Consider the following 16,376-nt stretch of genomic DNA (forward strand, 5'->3'; position numbering starts at 1 on the left):
CCGAGAATCTGCGCGCCGCTGCGATCGTCCGACGCCCGACCGATTCTCGCGCGGGTCAGTCGCGCCGCGCCGCGAAGAAGGTGCGCAAGAGGGCGGATGCTTCGCCCTCGCGCACGCCCGGAACGACCTCGGCGCGCGCGGGCAGCCGGCGATCCCGCACGACGTCGTACATCGAGCCCGCGGCTCCGGCCTTTTCATCCCACGCGCCGAAGACGAGCCGCGAGACGTGCGCCTGAAGCAGGGTGCCCGCGCACATGAGACACGGCTCGAGCGTGACGGTGAGGGTGCAGCCGGTGAGATTCCAGGAGCCGACGGATGCGGCGGCCCGCCGCATCGCGACGACCTCGGCGTGAGCGGTCGGGTCGTGTTCGAGCTCGCGGAGGTTCTGGCCTTCGCCGATGACGACGCCCGCAGCATCCGTCACGATCGCACCGACGGGCACCTCGCCCGCGCGTCCGGCCGCTTCGGCGAGCACCAGGGCGCGACCCATGGCGGCGAGATCTGAGAGCGCGGGGGTCATGCGGACTCCGTGATCGGGGCGTCGGGCGGTTAGATTGAGCCTATGCGTGTGCACGTCGCGGACCACCCTCTCATCACCCACAAGCTCACGGTGCTGCGCGACAAGCGCACCCCGTCGCCGGTTTTCCGGCAACTGACCGAAGAGCTCGTCACCCTGCTCGCCTATGAGGCGACACGCGCCGTGCGCGTGGAGCCCATCGAGATCACCACTCCGGTGACGACGACCATGGGCGTGCGGATCGGCGAACCGCGTCCGCTCGTCGTACCGATTCTGCGCGCCGGACTCGGAATGCTCGACGGAATGGTCAAGCTGCTCCCCACCGCCGAGGTCGGATTCCTCGGCATGGTCCGCAACGAAGAGACCCTCGAGCCCTCGACGTACGCCGAGCGGCTGCCCGACGACCTCAGCGACCGCCAGTGCTTCGTGCTCGACCCGATGCTCGCCACCGGCGGCTCGCTCGGAGCCGCGATCGAGTTCCTGTTCAAGCGGGGAGCGCAAGACGTCACGGCGATCTGCCTGCTCGGCGCGCCCGAGGGCGTCGCGGCGATCGAGAAGCAGGTCGAGGGCCGCGACGTCACCCTCGTGCTCGGCGCACTCGACGAGCGGCTGAACGAGAAGGGTTACATCGTGCCCGGCCTCGGCGACGCCGGCGACCGCCTCTACGGCACGGTCTGACCCGCCGCGACCGGCAGCTCCGGAGGAGAATTCAGCTTCGGAGGGCCGACCACGTGATCTTCACCCTCCGAACGTGAAATCACCTCCGTCAGTGCGACAGGTGGGGTGAGTCCGGCAGCACCAGGCGGGCGAAGCCGCTGAGTCGCGCCACTCCCTCGGGGGTGCGCGGCAGGTCGTCGAGGACACCGGGCGAGTAGACGAGGTAGGCCGCCTGCATGGCACGCGACAGCCCCACGTTGAGTCGGTTGCGCAGCAGCAGAAACTCGAGCCCGCGGGGGGCATCGCGCCCCGACGAGGCCGCGAGCGACACGATCGCCACCACCGCCTCCTGCCCCTGGAAGCGGTCGACCGTCCCCACCCGTGCGTCACCGAAGCCGGCTTCTTCGAGCGCTTGTTCGACCATGACCTGCTGGGCGTTGTACGGGGTCACGACGATGATGTCGGCTGCCGTGAGCGGCCGCGGCGGGCACGCCACCGGTACCCCCGCGTCGTCGATCTCGCTCGAGATCCATGCCCGCCCGACGAGCCCGGCCACGATGTCGACGACCGCCTGCGCCTCTTCGGGTGACCGGGTCGCGTTTCCGGTGTGGCGCACCGGCACCGTGTGCAGCCCGGGCTCGACGCCCTCGAGCGAACGCACCGCGGTCAGGGGGTGAGCGGCCAGCCGGCCTTCGTACGAGAGCAGCGACACCGGCGCCGCGACGTTCGGATGCATGCGCCAGGTGCGCGAGAGGAAGTAGCCGTAGTCGGGCGGCACGACCTCGGCGTCGTCCATGACCCAGCCGAGCGCCGAGGTGTCGACGGGCTCGGGGTGCGTGCCCTGGCTCACCTGCGGCAGCTGCTGCGGATCGCCCAGAAGCAGCAACCGCGATGACGCCAGCGAGACCGCGATCGTCGAGGCGAGGGAGAACTGCCCGGCTTCGTCGATCACGAGCAGGTCGAGGCTGCCGCGCGGCACCCTCCCCTCGTGGCTGAAGTCCCACGCCGTGCCGCCGACGACGAACCCGATGTCGGCGTTCTCGCTCGCGAACGAAGGAACGCCGTTCTTCGGAATCGGGGTGAAGCTCAGACCGGCCGCGTGCGGGTCTTTCGGGGCCTTGCCGACCTGCCGCGGGGGCACACCCGCGTCGACGACCCGGTCGAGCATGTGCTCGACGACCGCGTGCGACTGGGCGACGACGCCGATCTTGTAGCCGTGCTCGCGCACGAGGCGGGCGATCACGTGCGAGCCGACGTAGGTCTTCCCCGTACCCGGGGGGCCCTGCACGGCGAGGTAACTGCGGTCGAGGTCGAGCACGCTACGAACGATGGCCGCGACGTCGTCGCCCGCCTGCGGGGCCAGCGCTCCCGAGAGCGTCCGGGGCGGGCGGCGGCGGAGGATGTCGGTAGCAGGGTCTGCCGGCAGCCCCGGCGCGGCCTCGACCACGGCGTCGGCCCACGCATCGATCGCGAGCTGCTGGTTGCCGGCCCGCGGGGGCGACTCCGGCGCCAGCGCCAACGGCAGTTGCTCCCAGGTGTTGCCGTCGACGGCGGTCTCTTCGACGATCGCCCCGTCGTCGAGCACCTCGATCACGCGCACACCCCGCGCCCCGTGGATCCAGCGCGGCCGCTCCTCCATCGGGAACGGCGCCGGAAGGTCGTACACCGCATACGGAGAGCCCCCCGCACTCAGCCGGGTTCCGGGGGCCAGTTCGCCGCGCAACTCGATGATCCGACGTTCGTTGCCGCGCCCCGACTCGGGGAAGTGCCACGGTTCGACCACGCGCGAGCGGGCCATGTCGACGACCACCACGTCGCGGTCGTCGTCCCACAGCGACAGCGGTTCGCGCAGCCGCAGAAAATGGGTGGCCCAGAAGGTCTTGGCCTCGCGGGGGTAGTAGTCGATCGCCGCGGCCGCCAGACGCAGAGCCTGCGCGTCGACCTCGCCGAACTCCGCCCGCGACGCCAGCTTCTGCAGCGCCGTCGCGCGCGGGGACGGCTCGTAGCCCGCCTCTTCGGGCTCGGGGTTGCCGGACGGTCGCATGCCCGTCTCGCGCGCGCGGTCGACGAGCCAGTCGCGCAGCCGCCTGGTCGAGACGCAGTCGTAGCGGTTGTAGTCGGCGAGGTCGGCCAACACCTCGCGAGATGCGACAGCGTCGCCCGCGTCGGCGAGCGCCCGCGCCTCGACGTAACGGACGATCGAGTCGTCTCCACGCTGCACGTCGCTCGTGCGCACCTCGTCGCCCATGTACAGCGGCTCGAGCTTCTTGATGGAGTACGACCGCGAACCGACCCGCAGGGCCCGCCGGACCACCGGGTAGAGGTCGACGAACACACCGTCGCGCAGGAGGCGATCGACGTCGCCCTCGCGGACGCCGTACCGGGCGGCCATCGCCAAGAGGTGGGTCGTCTCGTACGGTGCGTAGTGGTAGATGTGCATGTCGGGATGCTGCTGCCGACGGAGCGCGACGATGTCGAGGAATCGTTCGAGCGCCGCCTTCTCCTCCGAGAAGCTGTGCGCCCACAACGAGGAGTAGGTCTCATCGAGGTCGACCCACCCGAAGAGGTAGTCGATCCCCCACACCGTCGAATCGCCCTCGGTGTAGAGCGGGTCGCCCTCGAAATCGAAGAACATGTCACCGCGGTCGGGCCGCGGGAGTCCGCCGAGCGCGGCGGGCATGACGACCTCGTACGTCGGGATCGCGGGCCCGGCCGACACCGGCTCGGCACCGGGTACTCCCGCGGGACTCGCGAGCTGGAGCCTCGCCTGGGTACGCAGCATGGCGAACACCTCGGCGTTCATGCCGGTGGGAGGAACGGATGCTGCCACCAGCTCGTCGATCGTCGTGATGCCCGCCGCGCGGAGGCGCGCGCGCTGCACCGGTCGCACGCCTGCGACGAGGAGGAGGTCGCGAGATGCGATGACCTCCTGCTCGCACGTGGCGCAGCGGCCGCACGCGACCACCTCGAGCTCGCCCCGGGCGTCGCCCCAGGCGATCGGGTCTCCGCCCGATCCGCCGGGCACGTCGCGATCGGCGATCAGCGCCCGAAGACGCGCCCGCCGCAGCTGGAACACCGGCAGCAGATCGTCGATGCGGTGCACGCTCGTCGTGCCGTCGCCGAGCAGCAGTTCGACCGTCTCTGCGCGCGGCACGTCGAGCCGATCGAGCTGGTCGACGTATGCCGCGAGTTGCATCAGGGCGGTCACGCGCGCCCGGCGGGCGAGCTTCGTGTCTTGGACGACCCAGCGACGGTCGTCGGAACGCACCAGGAAGTCGGCGAATCCGACGAACTCGTCGGTCGCGAAAGCCGCCTGGTAGACCACCTCGGCGTCGGAGGCGAGTGCGGCATTCGTGGCCGCGATGGCCGCCGCCATGCCCTCGGTGTCGGACGAGCGCGTCTCGGGGATCTCGACGACCGCGTCGCCCCAGCGCTCGCGATACTCGCCGAGCACGCGCACCTCGTGCGCCGTGCCGAGCCGCCCCGCGCGTTCGAGCGTGGGGTCTTCGGGGTCTTCGACGGCGGGCACCCGCCCGAGCTTCGCGTCGATGGCGCGCAACCAGGCGAACTCGCACTCCGCCGCCGCCTTCAGGTCGCTGGCACTCCAGACGAGCCGGCCCTCGTTCTCGATGTATCGCATGTCGCCCTTCCGCCTTCGAGGCTATCCGGGAGCACCGACAGCACGGGTCGGCCCCGCTCTGTCGGTTCGTCCGCCGCACCTGCGAGACTGGGGCGATGAGCACCGCTCTCCCGTTCTCGAGTGCCTACCGGCACGGATTCGCCCGTGTCGCCGCGTGCACCATTCCGATCTCGATCGCCGACCCTGCGGCCAACGCCGACGCGGTGCTCGAATCGGCCCGCGCGTGCGACGCCGATGCGGTCGCCGTCGCCGTCTTCCCCGAGCTCTGCCTCACGGGATACGCCATCGACGACCTCGTCCTCCAAGACGCGGTGCTCGATGCGACGGAGACGGCCATCGCGCGTCTCGTCCAAGCATCCGCCGACCTTCTCCCCGTCCTCGTCGTCGGGGCGCCGCTGCGCCACCGCAACCGCCTCTACAACTGCGCGGTGGTGATCCACCGCGGCGAGCTGCTCGGGGTGGCGCCGAAGTCGTACCTTCCGACCTACCGCGAGTTCTACGAACGTCGGTGGTATGCGGCGGGCGACGACCAGGCCGGCGAAGACATCCGCGTAGCGGGTCTCGAAGCGCCGTTCGGACCCGACCTGCTGTTCGAGTCGCTCGACGTGCCGGGGCTCGTCGTCCACGCCGAGATCTGCGAAGACATGTGGGTGCCCGTCCCGCCGTCGTCCGAGGCGTCCCTCGCCGGGGCCACCGTGCTGCTCAACCTCTCGGGCAGCCCCATCACGATCGCCCGCGCCGACGACCGCAAGATCCTCGCGCAGTCGCAGTCGCTCCGCTGCCTGGCCGCGTACGCCTATGCCGCGGCGGGCATGGGCGAGTCGACGAACGACCTGTCGTGGGACGGCCAGACGATGATCTACGAGGGCGGGCAGCTTCTCGTCGAGACCGAGCGCTTCCCCGACGGGCCCCGCCGCAGCGTCGCCGACGTCGACCTCGACCGCCTCCGACAAGACCGCGCGCGCCAGGGCACCTTCGACGACAACCGTCGCACCTACGCGCCCTCGTTCCGCACCGTGCACTTCGAGCTTCGTCCCCCCGCCACCGACGTCGGTCTTCGGCGCACGGTCGACCGCTTCCCGTTCGTCCCCGACGACGCGGCGCGTCTCGCGCAAGACTGCTACGAAGCGTTCAACATCCAGGTGTCGGGTCTCGAACAGCGCCTGCGCGCGATCGGGTCTCCCAAGCCCGTGATCGGCGTCAGCGGCGGACTCGACTCCACGCACGCTCTGCTGGTGATCGCGCGCGCGATGGATCGCATGGGGCGTCCACGCAGCGACATCCTCGCGTACACGCTGCCCGGCTTCGCGACCAGCGAAGGCACCAAGGCCAACGCGATCGCCCTCGCCAAGGCTGTCGGCGCCTCGATCGAGACGATCGACATCCGCCCCGCAGCATCCGAGATGCTGGCCCGCATCGGGCACCCGTTCGCGGCGGGCGAGCCGGTGCACGACGTCACGTTCGAGAACGTTCAGGCAGGGCTCCGCACCGACTACCTCTTCCGTCTCGCCAACCAGAACGGCGGGATCGTCATCGGCACGTCCGATCTGTCGGAACTCGCCCTGGGGTGGGCGACGTACGGCGTCGGCGACCAGATGAGTCACTACGCGGTCAACCCGGGCGTCCCGAAGACGCTGATCCAGCACGTGATCCGCTGGGTGGTGTCATCGGGCGAGATGGATGCGTCGACGGCCGGCGTCTTGCAGGCGGTTCTCGACACCGAGATCAGCCCCGAGCTGGTGCCCGCGGGGCAGGACGGCCGCATGCAGTCGACCGAGGATCGCATCGGTCCGTACAACCTTCACGATTTCACGCTCTTCCACGTGCTGCGTTTCGGCCTCCGCCCCTCGAAGATCGCGTTCCTCGCGGCGCACGCGTGGGCCGATCCCGACGCCGGAGCGTGGCCTCCCGGCTTCCCGGAAGACGATCGCCCCTCCTACGACCTGGCGACCGTCGCCCGGTGGCTGGAGGTCTTCCTGCAGCGCTACTTCGGCTTCGCGCAGTTCAAGCGCTCGGCCATTCCGAACGGCCCGAAGGTGTCGCCGGCCGGGTCGCTGTCGCCCCGCGGCGACTGGCGTGCGCCGTCGGACGGCAACGCGAAGGTATGGCTCGACGAACTGCACGCCGCGCTCCCCGAGCTCTACCCGAACTGAGGGCTGGGCTCACCACCCACGCGAACCCGGAACGCCCTTGAACGGCCCGGCGATCGACGACGTCACCCATCCGCCGTAGAACCCGCCCGGCTGCGGCTCGACGATTTCACCGTCGAGGACGCACTGATCCATGGGTCCGGCGTACACGGCGACGCGATCCGACAGTTCTTCGTAGCCCGGCAGCGGACGCGGGTAGTTCCACCCGGCGCGCTCCGCCGAGGCGTCGCCCCCGCGCACGTCGAAGTAGCGGGCCGCCCCCTTGAACTCGCAGAACGACGCGCCGTCGGTGGGCACGAGGGCCTCGCCGAACGCGGCGATGGGCAGGTAGTACACCGGCGGATGGCTCGTCTCGAGCACCCGCACCACATCGTCGGTGTCGACGATGCGCACACCGCCCAGGTCGATCTGCACGCGAGCGCGCACTCGCTCGAGCCGGGGCGGGCGCGGGTAGTCCCAGACGGATTCCTGACCGGGGCGGACGACGTCGGGGCGGGGTGTGTTCATCGTTCGAGCCTGACGAATCCGCGCTCATCCGGCAAGCCCGTACGCTGCGAAAAAGGGGATCGCCGCGGAACCCGGTAATCTTCACCCGTGGAAGACGAACGGCAACTGGGGCGCGGAAGATACCGCGTCTACCAGATCATCGGTCTGATCGTGGGTGTCGCGTTCATCGCGCTCGGCGTCGTCGCCTTCTTCGCGGGCGGCGGTCCGTTCATCGCGGCCATCGCCGTCGCGGGCGGCCTGCTGGCCGTCATCGTCTCCGTCGTCGACATGGTGAGGTCATAAACCGGATGCTGCCGTCCAACCCCGATCAAGACCCGAAGAAGCCCACGCCGACCCGTATCGGCATCTGGGTCGTGGTGACGTGTGTCGCCCTGTACTTCTTGATCTCGGGTGTCATCGGCATCCTCAACGGGGGCTGAGAGGATGGGCGGGTGAAACTTCTCGTCGCCGCCCACACCTCCGAACTCGTCGCTTTCGAAGACGCCCTGCCGGGCTTCGTCACCCTCCTCACGGGCGTCGGAAAGATCCCTGCCGCCTACGCGCTCACTCGCGCCCTCTCCGCTGCGGAGTACGACGAGATCGTCGTCGTCGGCACCGCCGGCGCGATCGACCCCGAATTGCCCTCGGGCGTCCACGAGATCGCCGCCGCGATTCAGCACGACGTGTCGGATCTCGACGGGATCGTCGGGCAGCACGTCTTCCTGCCCGCGCGCGTCGACCTCGCCGCGGAGGGAGTGATGATCGCCACGGGCGATCACTTCATCGACGACGCCGACGCCGTGGTCGCGATCCGGGCGCTCGGCGCCCGCATGGTCGACATGGAGTCGTACGCGCTGGCGTGGGTCGCGCAGGAGTTCGGCGTGCCGATCCGTATCTTCCGCGCCGTCAGCGACCGGGCGCAAGACGGCGCGACCGAAGAGTGGGACGACGCGGCCCGGGTCTGCAGCGGATGGCTCCGCGACAGCATCCGCCAGCACTACGGCGTCTGAGGTTCGCCCCGCTGTCGCCGCCCCGCCAGGTCGACGACTCCGACGATCAACGAGAGCGCAAGGAAGATCGCGACCGAGATCATGCCGTAGAGGTAGGCGTCGTGGTAGACGTCGAGAGTCGGACGAGTGCCCTGTTCGGCGTAGACCGTCGAGTAGAACAGTGCGAGAGCGACCGCGGTTCCGATCGCCGTGCCGATGCGCTGCCCGAGTTGGCCGACCGAACCGGCGAGTCCGCCCTGCGTCACCGGGATGTCGGCGAGCATCAGGGTCTGGTTCGGCGAGATCACGAGGCCACCGGCGAACCCTCCCACCGCGAGGATCGAGCCCATGCCGAGGAGCGCCCATTCCGGCGGCAGGAAGAGCGCGGCCGACACCATGCCGATGATGCTGGCGAGCAGCCCGGCCACACCCCACACGACGAGCGGCCGACCGATGCGCGAGACGAGATTGCCACCGATCCACGATGAGATCGCGGAGGCGACGGCGAAGCCGATCGTGACCATCCCGGCGAAGACGGGCTCGAGTTCGAGACCGCTCTGGAGGAACAGGGTCGTGAGGATGAATGTCGCCGGCAGGGCGGCGAAGTAGGTCGTCGAGATCAAGACACCGTTGCGGTACGAGGCGTGCGCGAACACCTCGAACGGAATGAGCGGCACGCGGCCCTTCGCCGAATAGCTGCGCTCCCACGCGATGAACGCCGCCACGAAGACGGCTCCCGCGACGAGCAGCCACCACCGCGCCGGGTTGTCTTCGGGCGAGCCGGTGGTGAGGAGGAAGGGCAGCATCAGCGCGGTGACCGCGAGACCGAACAGCAGAACACCCACGGGGTCGAGCTGCACTTTTCGGTGCGATTTCGTTCGTGTGCTCGGCAGGAAGAACGCCGCCAGGATGATGACGATCAGCGTGAGCGGAACGTTGATCCAGAAGATGAGGCGCCAGCCGTCGGTGGCCCCGCCGAGCGCGATCATGAGGCCGCCCAGGGTCGGGCCGAAAGCTGTCGCGATGCCGATCGTGGCGCCGAAGAGACCGAAAGCGCGACCGCGCTCCTTGCCCTGGAAGAGCTGCTGGATGAGCCCGAGCACCTGCGGCATCTGGATGCCGGCGGCAACGCCCTGCAGCAGCCGCGAGACGAGCAGGATCGGCGCCGTCGGGGCGAGGGCGCAGGCGAGGCTCGTGACGAGGAAGAGCGAAAGCCCGACGAGGAACAGTGTGCGTCGCGAGCGCTGGTCGCCGAGACGCCCCGCGGGGACGAGCACGAGGCCGAAGGTGAGGATGTAGCCCGAGACGATCAGCTGCAACTCGGTCGGACCCGCGCCCAGCGCGGTCTCGATCGAGGGCAGTGCGACGTTGACCTTGCTCAGGTCGAGGATCGTGAGCGCCGCGACCGAGACAGCGATCCAGTAGGCCCGCCACCGGTGGCTCGGGCTCAGCTGAATGTCTTGGGTGGGAGGGTGTGCGCCCTCCCGTTTCTGGGAGGTAGGCGCATCAGACATCACTGATCAGGTTAGCCAGGGATCGCCGAAGCGCGACCCCCTTGCTCACCCGGTGAGAATGTCAGACGTCGTTGCGACCGCGGGAGAACAGCGACCGGATGATGAAGAACACCACGACGGCGACGATTGCGACGATCAGCAGCTTGAAGGCGAAGGCGATGACCGAGAAGAGCACGTTCACCAGGAACCACGCGATGACGACCGCGACGATGACTCCGAGGACACTCCAGATGGTCGATTTGTTCATGGGACCAGCCTAACCGCCCGGTCAGGCGACGATCGCGGCCTGCTGGCGGATGACGCTGGGGCCCTGAGGTGTCGCCTCGACCACGAGCTGGGCCGGCACCTGCTCTTTCATCGAGGCGACGTGACTGATCACCCCGACCGTGCGTCCTCCCTGCCGCAACTCGTCGAGGGTGCGCATCGCGAGATCGAGGGTGTCGTCGTCGAGCGAGCCGAATCCCTCGTCGATGAAGAGCGTGTCGAGCCGCAGCCCACCGGCGCGGGCGGTGACGATCTCGGCAAGCCCGAGCGCCAAGGCGAGCGACGCGAGGAACGACTCGCCGCCCGAAAGCGACTGCGGCGGGCGCGCCTGCCCGGTGAAGGCATCCATCACCTCGAGACCGAGACCGGATGCTGCGCCCCGCGCGGCGAGCGCATCGGAGTGCTGCAAGCGGTAACGGCCCGCGGACATCTCTTCGAGCCGGAGGTTCGCCGCCCCGACGATCTCTTCAAGCTCGGCGGCGAGCACGAAGGTCTCGAGCGTCATGCGGTGGGTGTTGGGTGCGCGGCCCGCGACCGTGTGCGCGAGGCGGGCGATGACCGCATGCCGATCGGCGAGCGTCGCGATCCCCCGCGACGCGGCATCGGCGCGCTGGGTGAGGTCGCGCAGGCGCCGGGCGACACCTTCGGCGGCCGTCACCGCGGCGATGGCCGCGGTGAATCGCGCGCGCGCTTCGGCGACCGCGCGGGCGGGCTCCTCGAGATCCACGAGTTCGTCGGGTGCGTCGACGAGAGCGAGCTCGAGCTCGAGCAGCCGTTGCTTCGCCGCACGGGCGGCGCTCTCGTGTTCGCGCACACCGGAATCGAGCCTCGCGCGCACGGCGGGGTCACGGAGGGCCGCGCGTACGGCGGCGGTGCCGTCGAACGTAGACGCAGACAGGCGTGCGTCTCGATCGGCGCGGGCACCGGCGAGCACCTGGGTCAGAAGCGCGCGTTCGGCGGCGGCATCGGCGAGCGCGCGAACCGCGTCACGTCGCGTGACTGCGTCTGCGCGACGTGCGGCGACGGAGGGGAAGGAACCCCGGGCGGACTCGACGACGGCGGTGGCCGCTGCCGAACGCTGTTCGTCGAGCGCCACCCGCTGTCGTGCGGCGACGAGCTCGTCGCGGAGGCGCCCGCGTTCGGCTTCTGCCGCCCCGGCGAGCGCCGAAAGCTCGGCACGCTCGGCGGTGAGAGCGGCCGCCCGGGCGACACCGGCGTCGGCGTCGGCGAGAGCGGCGACAGCGGCACCGTGTGCGGCCTCGAGCGTACCGACGTCGTCGCCGCCCGCTCGGGCCGCGACCAAGGCGTGCGCCTCGCGGGCTTCGCGCCACACCGACGCTGACACGGCGTCTGCCTGCACGGCCGCGTCTTTGGAGGCCTCTGCGGCGGCCATCTCGTCGTCGCTCACCGATTCACCGGAGACGGTGGCGGGGTGCGGGTGCTCGGCCGCGCCGCACACCGGGCAGGGTTCGCCGTCGACGAGGGTTGCGGCCAGGTCGCCGGCGGCGCCGTCGAGTCGCCTCTGGAGGAGCCCGGTCAGCCTCGCCACGGCCGTCTGCACGGCCCGCGCGGCGTCGAGAGCGGCGAGCTCGGCCGCGCGAACGGTGGTCTCGAGCGCTTCCGCTTCACGCGCCGCGGCGAGACGGCGGTCGGTCTCTGTGACGAGAGCCTGAGTCGCCTGAGCTGTCTGGGCGGCCCCCGCGACCTCTGCGAGCTGTTCGTCCAGCTGCACCACGCGCGCGGGCACAGGTGCGCGTCGCTCTTCGAGGGTCGCGATCTCGTGCTCCATGTCGGCGACGCGCGCCCGCGCCGACGTCACCGATTCGGCCAGGGCAGCGGCGTCTGCCTCGGCGCCGAGCGCCGCATCGCTCGCGGCGATCACGGCCGCGAGTTCGTCTTCTCGGTCGCGCCGCGCCTCGGCCGTGACCGCGACCTCGCCGAGCGCCGACCACCGTGCCAGCGACGCGCGCTCCGCGTCGGCGGCTCGCCGTTCGGCGGCTTCGGCCCGCTCGACGGCATCGATCACGGTGCGCAGCGATTCTGCGGCGTCGGCGAGTTCGAGCTCGGCCCGCTCGGCCGCGACCTCGGTCGCCCGGGCGTCGAGCCGATCGAGCGTCATCCGTGCGGTGGCGCGCTGCTCTTGGGCGGAACGAAGGGTGGCGGCAGCGCGTTCGAGTTCGGTCGCCGCGGCCAGGTCGGCATCGGCGGCATCTCGCGCGCGGGCGAGCGTGTCGAAACGGTATTCGGCGCGTTCGACGGCACGGACGAGAGCCGCCAAGCGCTCTGCCAGGGGGAGCGCGTCGGGGTCGGGCCCCGCCGCCGGCGTCGAGCCGGGCTCACCGTCGGTCGGCGCGGTCCCCTGCAGGTCGGACTCCCGCGCCAGGATCTCGCCCTCGGCGACGAGGACCCGAGCGCTGTCGCCCTCGGCGACGAGGGCCCGCTCGGCGTCTTTGCGCCGCGTTTCGAGCTCGCGCTCGTAGTCTTCGTAGGTCCGGGTGGCGAACAGGGTGCGCAGCAGAGCCTGTCGTTCGTCGTTCTTGGCGAGGAGGAACCGCGCGAATCGGTTCTGGGCGAGCAGGATGACCTGGAGGAACTGCTGCTGGGTGAGCCCCAGAATCTCGTCGAGCCGGGCTGCGACGTCGACCGGGCGCGCGGCGACCCCGACCCAGCGGCCTCCCTCCCACCGTTCGAGCACGGCGCGATGCGGTTCGTTCGTCGTGCCGCCGCCGCGTCGCTTCGGGCGCGCATACTCGGGCGATCGCGTGGCCCGCCAACGATCGCTCTCGGCGGTGAATTCGAGCACGACCTCGGTCGGGTCGTCGGGCGAGCAGTGATCGCTTCTCAGCCGCTTCTCGGCTCCTTCGTACCGCGGCACCCCGCCGTACAGCGCGAAGCAGACGCCGTCGAGGACGCTCGACTTGCCCGCTCCGGTGCGTCCTGCGATGAGGAAGATGCCGTCGTCGGCGAAGGCGTCGAAGTCGACGGTCTGCCGTTCGAGGAACGGCCCGAACCCGGCGAGCTCGAGCCGGTGGAGCTTCACGCGCTCGCCTCGACCATCGTGCGGGCGTCGACGACCTCGCGGAGCAGGGCCTTCTCGGCGGCTGTGGCGCCCTCCCCCGCGCGGACATGGGTGAGAAAAGCGTCGACGAGTTCGATGTCGTCGCGCGCGCGCCGCACCCGGGCGACGTAGTCGTCGCCGTCATCGGCCGCCCCACCGATCGGGGTGTGAACGACGGTGGCGCAGTGGGTGAACCGCCGTTGCAGTCGCCGCATCGGATCGAGCTGCGGGGTCGCATCGGTGTACTGCGCGCAGACCCAGGAGTCTTCGTACCGCGCATGAGCGGGGTCTTCGAGCAGCTCTTCGAGCGTTCCGCGAAGCGTCACCAACGGACGGGGTACCGGTAGATCGAGCCACACGACCGAACCCAGCCCCTCAGCATCCAAGTCGACGAGCCACGACCCGCGCGGCTTGTCGCCCTCGCCGAAGCTGTAGTGCAGGGGCGCGCCGGCGTAGCGAACGCGGTCGGACAGGGTCTGTCGCCCGTGGATGTGGCCCAGCGCGACGTAGTCGGGGCCGTCGAAGACCGAGAGCGGCACGACGTCGAGGCTGCCCTGGCGGATCTCGCGCTCGACGCCCGGGGTGGCTTCGACCCCCGCGGCGAAGCAGTGCGAGATGACGACCGACCGACCGCCCCGCTCAGCGAGGTCGTCGCGCACCATTCCCATCACGTGGCCGAGGGTCTGCGCCTGACTGCGTAGCTCGACGCCCTCCCAGCGGTGGCGGACGATCGCCGGTTCGAGATAGGGGATGCCGTAGAAATGCACTGGCCCGTCGGCGTCGTCGACGGTGACCGGGGTACCGACGGCGGCGGGGTCGGTCAGAACCGTGATGTTTGAGCGCAACAGTGCCGACTGGAACCCGAGACGGGCGGCGGAATCATGGTTGCCGCTCGTGACGATGACCCGCGCTCCGGTCTCGGACAGCTTCAACAGCGTGTCGCTGAGCACCGAGTAACAGGATGCGGCCGGTGCCGCCGAGTCGAACACGTCGCCGGCGAGCACGACCACGTCGACGTCGTTCTCGCGCACCTGGGCGACCAGCGCGTCGAGCACGCCCCGCAGCGCGTCGAGCGTCGGGTGGCCGTGGAACGACCGCCCGATGTGCCAGTCGGAGGTGTGCAGAATGCGCATACCAGCACGGTACGCGGAGCCCCCGACACGGGCTCTCAGGCTCCCCGCGAAGCCCTGAACGTCATCCGCGAGGATGGGGAATCGATCGGCGTCGGAGCATTTCGGCTATCAGGGCCACTGACCCGCACGACGGATGTCACCTCGCGGCGAAGCCATATGCCCCATCTGCCGGATCGAGGTACTGCGCGGTAGACAGGTAGCCCACATCGCCGCTGTGCCGGCCGCTCCAACGCCCCACTAGGGGCAGCACGACTACCCTTTCCGGAAGAATCTCGATCGCGCGCGTTCGAGCCAGGTAGTAACGCTGCGAGGGGTGCTGAGAAAGCGGTGTGTTCCGGGGTGGGCGATCGACCTTCACAGCCCACTCAGCCACGTCGGCGTCCGTCGGCTCGGGGAAGTGCTCTGGCCAAAGCGCCCAGTGCCCCGACTCGGGCGGCGTCGATGCACCTAGCTGGTCGATGGCCGCCTCCCAGTGGGATCGCCACGCTACCGACCCGTCACCGGGGATAGCGCCAAGCCGGTGGCCCACCGCGCTGGGCAACGGCGCAGCGCGCGGCCACCCCGGTGCTGGATCGATCTCAGCGAGCTCGCGGACCATGAGGAGGCGGGCCAGGGAGGGGTGATTGGTCGTGATGGCAGCTCGGTCGGACGGCAAACTTTCTGTTCGCATCATCACCTCATTGTGCGCTCATCGCCGCGATCCTGCCGCAACGCAGTGGGGCACGAAGGCCAGGCAAGAGCCTTCGTCTCGTACCCGCTTGGCCGCGGGTAGGTTTAGCCCATGAATGAGCCTTCCGTTCAAGGTGCCCCTGGGTGGCGGGTCGATCTGACCGAGCACCCGCACGCGTTGCCTGAGGTCGCCGGCGTTGCCCTAGCGCGTGCGGCCGAGCAGTTCGCAGCTCATCCCCCGGGCACGACGGAGTCTCGGCGGGCAATCGCTCTGCTGCGCTCCGCCGTGGGTCTCGGCGCGAACGAGCGCGAAGCGGCGGTCGCGACCGGGCTGACACTTGAGTGCGTAAGGGCCCTGTTGCGTCGACGTTGAGTCGGACCACCGGGTTGCCTGTGCGGACGGGCTCTGGAGAGTCGCGACGATAGATGGCGGCTCTGTCGGATCGCTCTCCGGGGCCGCGGATGCTGACCTGGCGCGGGACCCCTGACCTCGAAATAATCCGATCATGACGTCCAACACGGATTTGATCAACCAGGCGCTGAACCGGTATGGGTTCTTCGTCCGGGTCAGCCACCCGGACGAGACCGCGGTCGGGTTTGGTGCGTCGCACGTGGACGATCACACCACCGCCGCTATCGGAACTACCGGCACGCCATCGGCGAATTACTCGGTCACGATGGTGCCCGCGCATTCACGCTCCGATGTTCGCGCGCCCGTGCGGCCCGACCATCCCGTCGACATCTATCTGGACGGCGCCCTTCTCGGAAGAGGTGCCTGGCAGCGGGACCATGGCGACATCTGGCCCGACGCCTGGCTGGTTCCTCTGAGGACCACCACCGAGCTGGAAGTCGTCGTTCGCACCGCCAGTCAGCCCGCCGCGCTGCCGAGAGAACTGGCACTCGTCCGGGATCGGCCTTCTCTGGCGCGCGACTAGCTCGACGAGTGAGCCCTCAGCCGTTCGCGACCTCGGCGGCGAGGGCCGCGACGCGGTCGTTCGCGACGTGGACGCCGGTCTCGTCGAATCGCTGCCGCAGCACGTCAGCGATTCGGGCCTGGTCTTTGTCGCCCACGTCTTGACGCGTCTGCGCGACGATGCCGGCGATCTTGTCTTCGTCGGTGGTGTCGTGCATGTCTTGCACGGGGGCATTCTGCGTCCCGGGAGCGGGCGTCGCGGCCGGCGTCTCGTCCGACACGGCTCCGCCGTAGGAATCGGCGGGGGCGGCTCCGGCTCCGGGAACCTGGTCGGTGCTCGCCGCGGACACGCCGCGGACCTCGTCGGACTCGTTCGTACCGGACAT

General features: G+C 70.0%; 14 protein-coding genes. 6 read left to right on the forward strand and 8 right to left on the reverse strand.

Features of this window, described 5'->3' with window-relative positions; genetic code table 11:
- Positions 1 to 55 precede the first annotated feature (55 nt).
- Positions 56 to 520 carry a nucleoside deaminase gene (locus tag ACFXQA_RS02950; RefSeq protein WP_394518295.1) on the reverse strand — a complete coding sequence of 155 codons (465 nt, stop codon included), beginning with the start codon at positions 518 to 520 and terminating at the stop codon, positions 56 to 58.
- Between the two features lie 42 nt (positions 521 to 562).
- On the opposite strand from ACFXQA_RS02950, the gene upp reads away from it, so the two are divergent.
- Positions 563 to 1,195, forward strand: a complete 633-nt coding sequence (upp, locus tag ACFXQA_RS02955; protein WP_394518296.1) for a uracil phosphoribosyltransferase — start codon at positions 563 to 565, stop codon at positions 1,193 to 1,195.
- Between the two features lie 88 nt (positions 1,196 to 1,283).
- Here the strand turns inward: upp and ACFXQA_RS02960 are convergent, their stop codons facing one another.
- Positions 1,284 to 4,814 (reverse strand): TM0106 family RecB-like putative nuclease, encoded by a 3,531-nt coding sequence (locus tag ACFXQA_RS02960; protein WP_394518297.1) that lies wholly within the window; start codon positions 4,812 to 4,814, stop codon positions 1,284 to 1,286.
- Between the two features lie 95 nt (positions 4,815 to 4,909).
- Between ACFXQA_RS02960 and ACFXQA_RS02965 the strand changes: the two genes are divergently transcribed.
- Positions 4,910 to 6,967: an NAD(+) synthase gene (locus ACFXQA_RS02965; protein ID WP_394518298.1), complete on the forward strand. Its 2,058-nt coding sequence runs from the start codon at positions 4,910 to 4,912 to the stop codon at positions 6,965 to 6,967.
- A 9-nt stretch (positions 6,968 to 6,976) separates the two neighbouring features.
- Here the strand turns inward: ACFXQA_RS02965 and ACFXQA_RS02970 are convergent, their stop codons facing one another.
- On the reverse strand, positions 6,977 to 7,471 hold the full coding sequence (locus ACFXQA_RS02970) for a DUF427 domain-containing protein (RefSeq protein WP_394518299.1): 495 nt from the start codon (positions 7,469 to 7,471) through the stop codon (positions 6,977 to 6,979).
- An 87-nt stretch (positions 7,472 to 7,558) separates the two neighbouring features.
- On the opposite strand from ACFXQA_RS02970, the gene ACFXQA_RS02975 reads away from it, so the two are divergent.
- Genes ACFXQA_RS02975 through ACFXQA_RS02985 form a run of 3 tightly spaced genes read left to right on the forward strand, consistent with a single transcriptional unit; the run spans position 7,559 to position 8,460 of the window.
- Entirely contained in the window at positions 7,559 to 7,753 is a 195-nt protein-coding gene (locus tag ACFXQA_RS02975; RefSeq protein WP_394518300.1) for a hypothetical protein, read from the forward strand.
- Positions 7,754 to 7,758: 5 nt separating this feature from the next.
- Positions 7,759 to 7,890 (forward strand): hypothetical protein, encoded by a 132-nt coding sequence (locus ACFXQA_RS02980; RefSeq protein ID WP_394518301.1) that lies wholly within the window; start codon positions 7,759 to 7,761, stop codon positions 7,888 to 7,890.
- Between the two features lie 12 nt (positions 7,891 to 7,902).
- The gene (locus ACFXQA_RS02985) at positions 7,903 to 8,460 is read left to right on the forward strand and encodes a phosphorylase family protein (protein ID WP_394518302.1); all 558 of its coding nucleotides are present in this window, start codon (positions 7,903 to 7,905) and stop codon (positions 8,458 to 8,460) included.
- On the opposite strand, the gene ACFXQA_RS02990 is transcribed toward ACFXQA_RS02985, so the two are convergent.
- The 4 genes from ACFXQA_RS02990 to ACFXQA_RS03005 all read right to left on the reverse strand — a co-directional run bounded on the left by ACFXQA_RS02990 (position 8,448) and on the right by ACFXQA_RS03005 (position 14,408).
- On the reverse strand, positions 8,448 to 9,953 hold the full coding sequence (locus tag ACFXQA_RS02990; RefSeq protein WP_394518303.1) for an MFS transporter: 1,506 nt from the start codon (positions 9,951 to 9,953) through the stop codon (positions 8,448 to 8,450). The genes ACFXQA_RS02985 and ACFXQA_RS02990 overlap by 13 nt on opposite strands.
- A gap of 61 nt (positions 9,954 to 10,014) precedes the next feature.
- On the reverse strand, positions 10,015 to 10,200 hold the full coding sequence (locus ACFXQA_RS02995) for a hypothetical protein (protein WP_394518304.1): 186 nt from the start codon (positions 10,198 to 10,200) through the stop codon (positions 10,015 to 10,017).
- A gap of 21 nt (positions 10,201 to 10,221) precedes the next feature.
- Positions 10,222 to 13,257, reverse strand: a complete 3,036-nt coding sequence (locus ACFXQA_RS03000) for an AAA family ATPase (protein WP_394518305.1) — start codon at positions 13,255 to 13,257, stop codon at positions 10,222 to 10,224.
- On the reverse strand, positions 13,254 to 14,408 hold the full coding sequence (locus ACFXQA_RS03005; RefSeq protein WP_394518306.1) for an exonuclease SbcCD subunit D: 1,155 nt from the start codon (positions 14,406 to 14,408) through the stop codon (positions 13,254 to 13,256). The genes ACFXQA_RS03000 and ACFXQA_RS03005 overlap by 4 nt, the downstream gene beginning before the upstream one ends.
- A gap of 1,175 nt (positions 14,409 to 15,583) precedes the next feature.
- On the opposite strand from ACFXQA_RS03005, the gene ACFXQA_RS03010 reads away from it, so the two are divergent.
- Positions 15,584 to 16,012: a hypothetical protein gene (locus tag ACFXQA_RS03010; protein ID WP_394518307.1), complete on the forward strand. Its 429-nt coding sequence runs from the start codon at positions 15,584 to 15,586 to the stop codon at positions 16,010 to 16,012.
- A gap of 16 nt (positions 16,013 to 16,028) precedes the next feature.
- Here the strand turns inward: ACFXQA_RS03010 and ACFXQA_RS03015 are convergent, their stop codons facing one another.
- Positions 16,029 to 16,376 (reverse strand): hypothetical protein, encoded by a 348-nt coding sequence (locus tag ACFXQA_RS03015; RefSeq protein WP_394518308.1) that lies wholly within the window; start codon positions 16,374 to 16,376, stop codon positions 16,029 to 16,031.

It is taken from the genome of Microbacterium shimangi (assembly GCF_043556445.1).
Classification (GTDB): domain Bacteria; phylum Actinomycetota; class Actinomycetes; order Actinomycetales; family Microbacteriaceae; genus Microbacterium.

Excerpts from the sequence above, each read along its gene's own strand:
- ACFXQA_RS02960 (WP_394518297.1), bottom strand. The coding sequence starts at position 4,814 with ATGCGATACATCGAGAACGAGGGCCGGCTCGTCTGGAGTGCCAGCGAC.
- ACFXQA_RS02965 (WP_394518298.1), top strand. The coding sequence starts at position 4,910 with ATGAGCACCGCTCTCCCGTTCTCGAGTGCCTACCGGCACGGATTCGCC.
- ACFXQA_RS03005 (WP_394518306.1), bottom strand. The coding sequence starts at position 14,408 with ATGCGCATTCTGCACACCTCCGACTGGCACATCGGGCGGTCGTTCCAC.
- ACFXQA_RS03010 (WP_394518307.1), top strand. The coding sequence starts at position 15,584 with ATGACGTCCAACACGGATTTGATCAACCAGGCGCTGAACCGGTATGGG.
- ACFXQA_RS02950 (WP_394518295.1), bottom strand. The coding sequence starts at position 520 with ATGACCCCCGCGCTCTCAGATCTCGCCGCCATGGGTCGCGCCCTGGTG.
- ACFXQA_RS02990 (WP_394518303.1), bottom strand. The coding sequence starts at position 9,953 with ATGTCTGATGCGCCTACCTCCCAGAAACGGGAGGGCGCACACCCTCCC.
- ACFXQA_RS03015 (WP_394518308.1), bottom strand. The coding sequence starts at position 16,376 with ATGTCCGGTACGAACGAGTCCGACGAGGTCCGCGGCGTGTCCGCGGCG.
- ACFXQA_RS02980 (WP_394518301.1), top strand. The coding sequence starts at position 7,759 with ATGCTGCCGTCCAACCCCGATCAAGACCCGAAGAAGCCCACGCCGACC.
- upp (WP_394518296.1), top strand. The coding sequence starts at position 563 with ATGCGTGTGCACGTCGCGGACCACCCTCTCATCACCCACAAGCTCACG.
- ACFXQA_RS02995 (WP_394518304.1), bottom strand. The coding sequence starts at position 10,200 with ATGAACAAATCGACCATCTGGAGTGTCCTCGGAGTCATCGTCGCGGTC.
- ACFXQA_RS02970 (WP_394518299.1), bottom strand. The coding sequence starts at position 7,471 with ATGAACACACCCCGCCCCGACGTCGTCCGCCCCGGTCAGGAATCCGTC.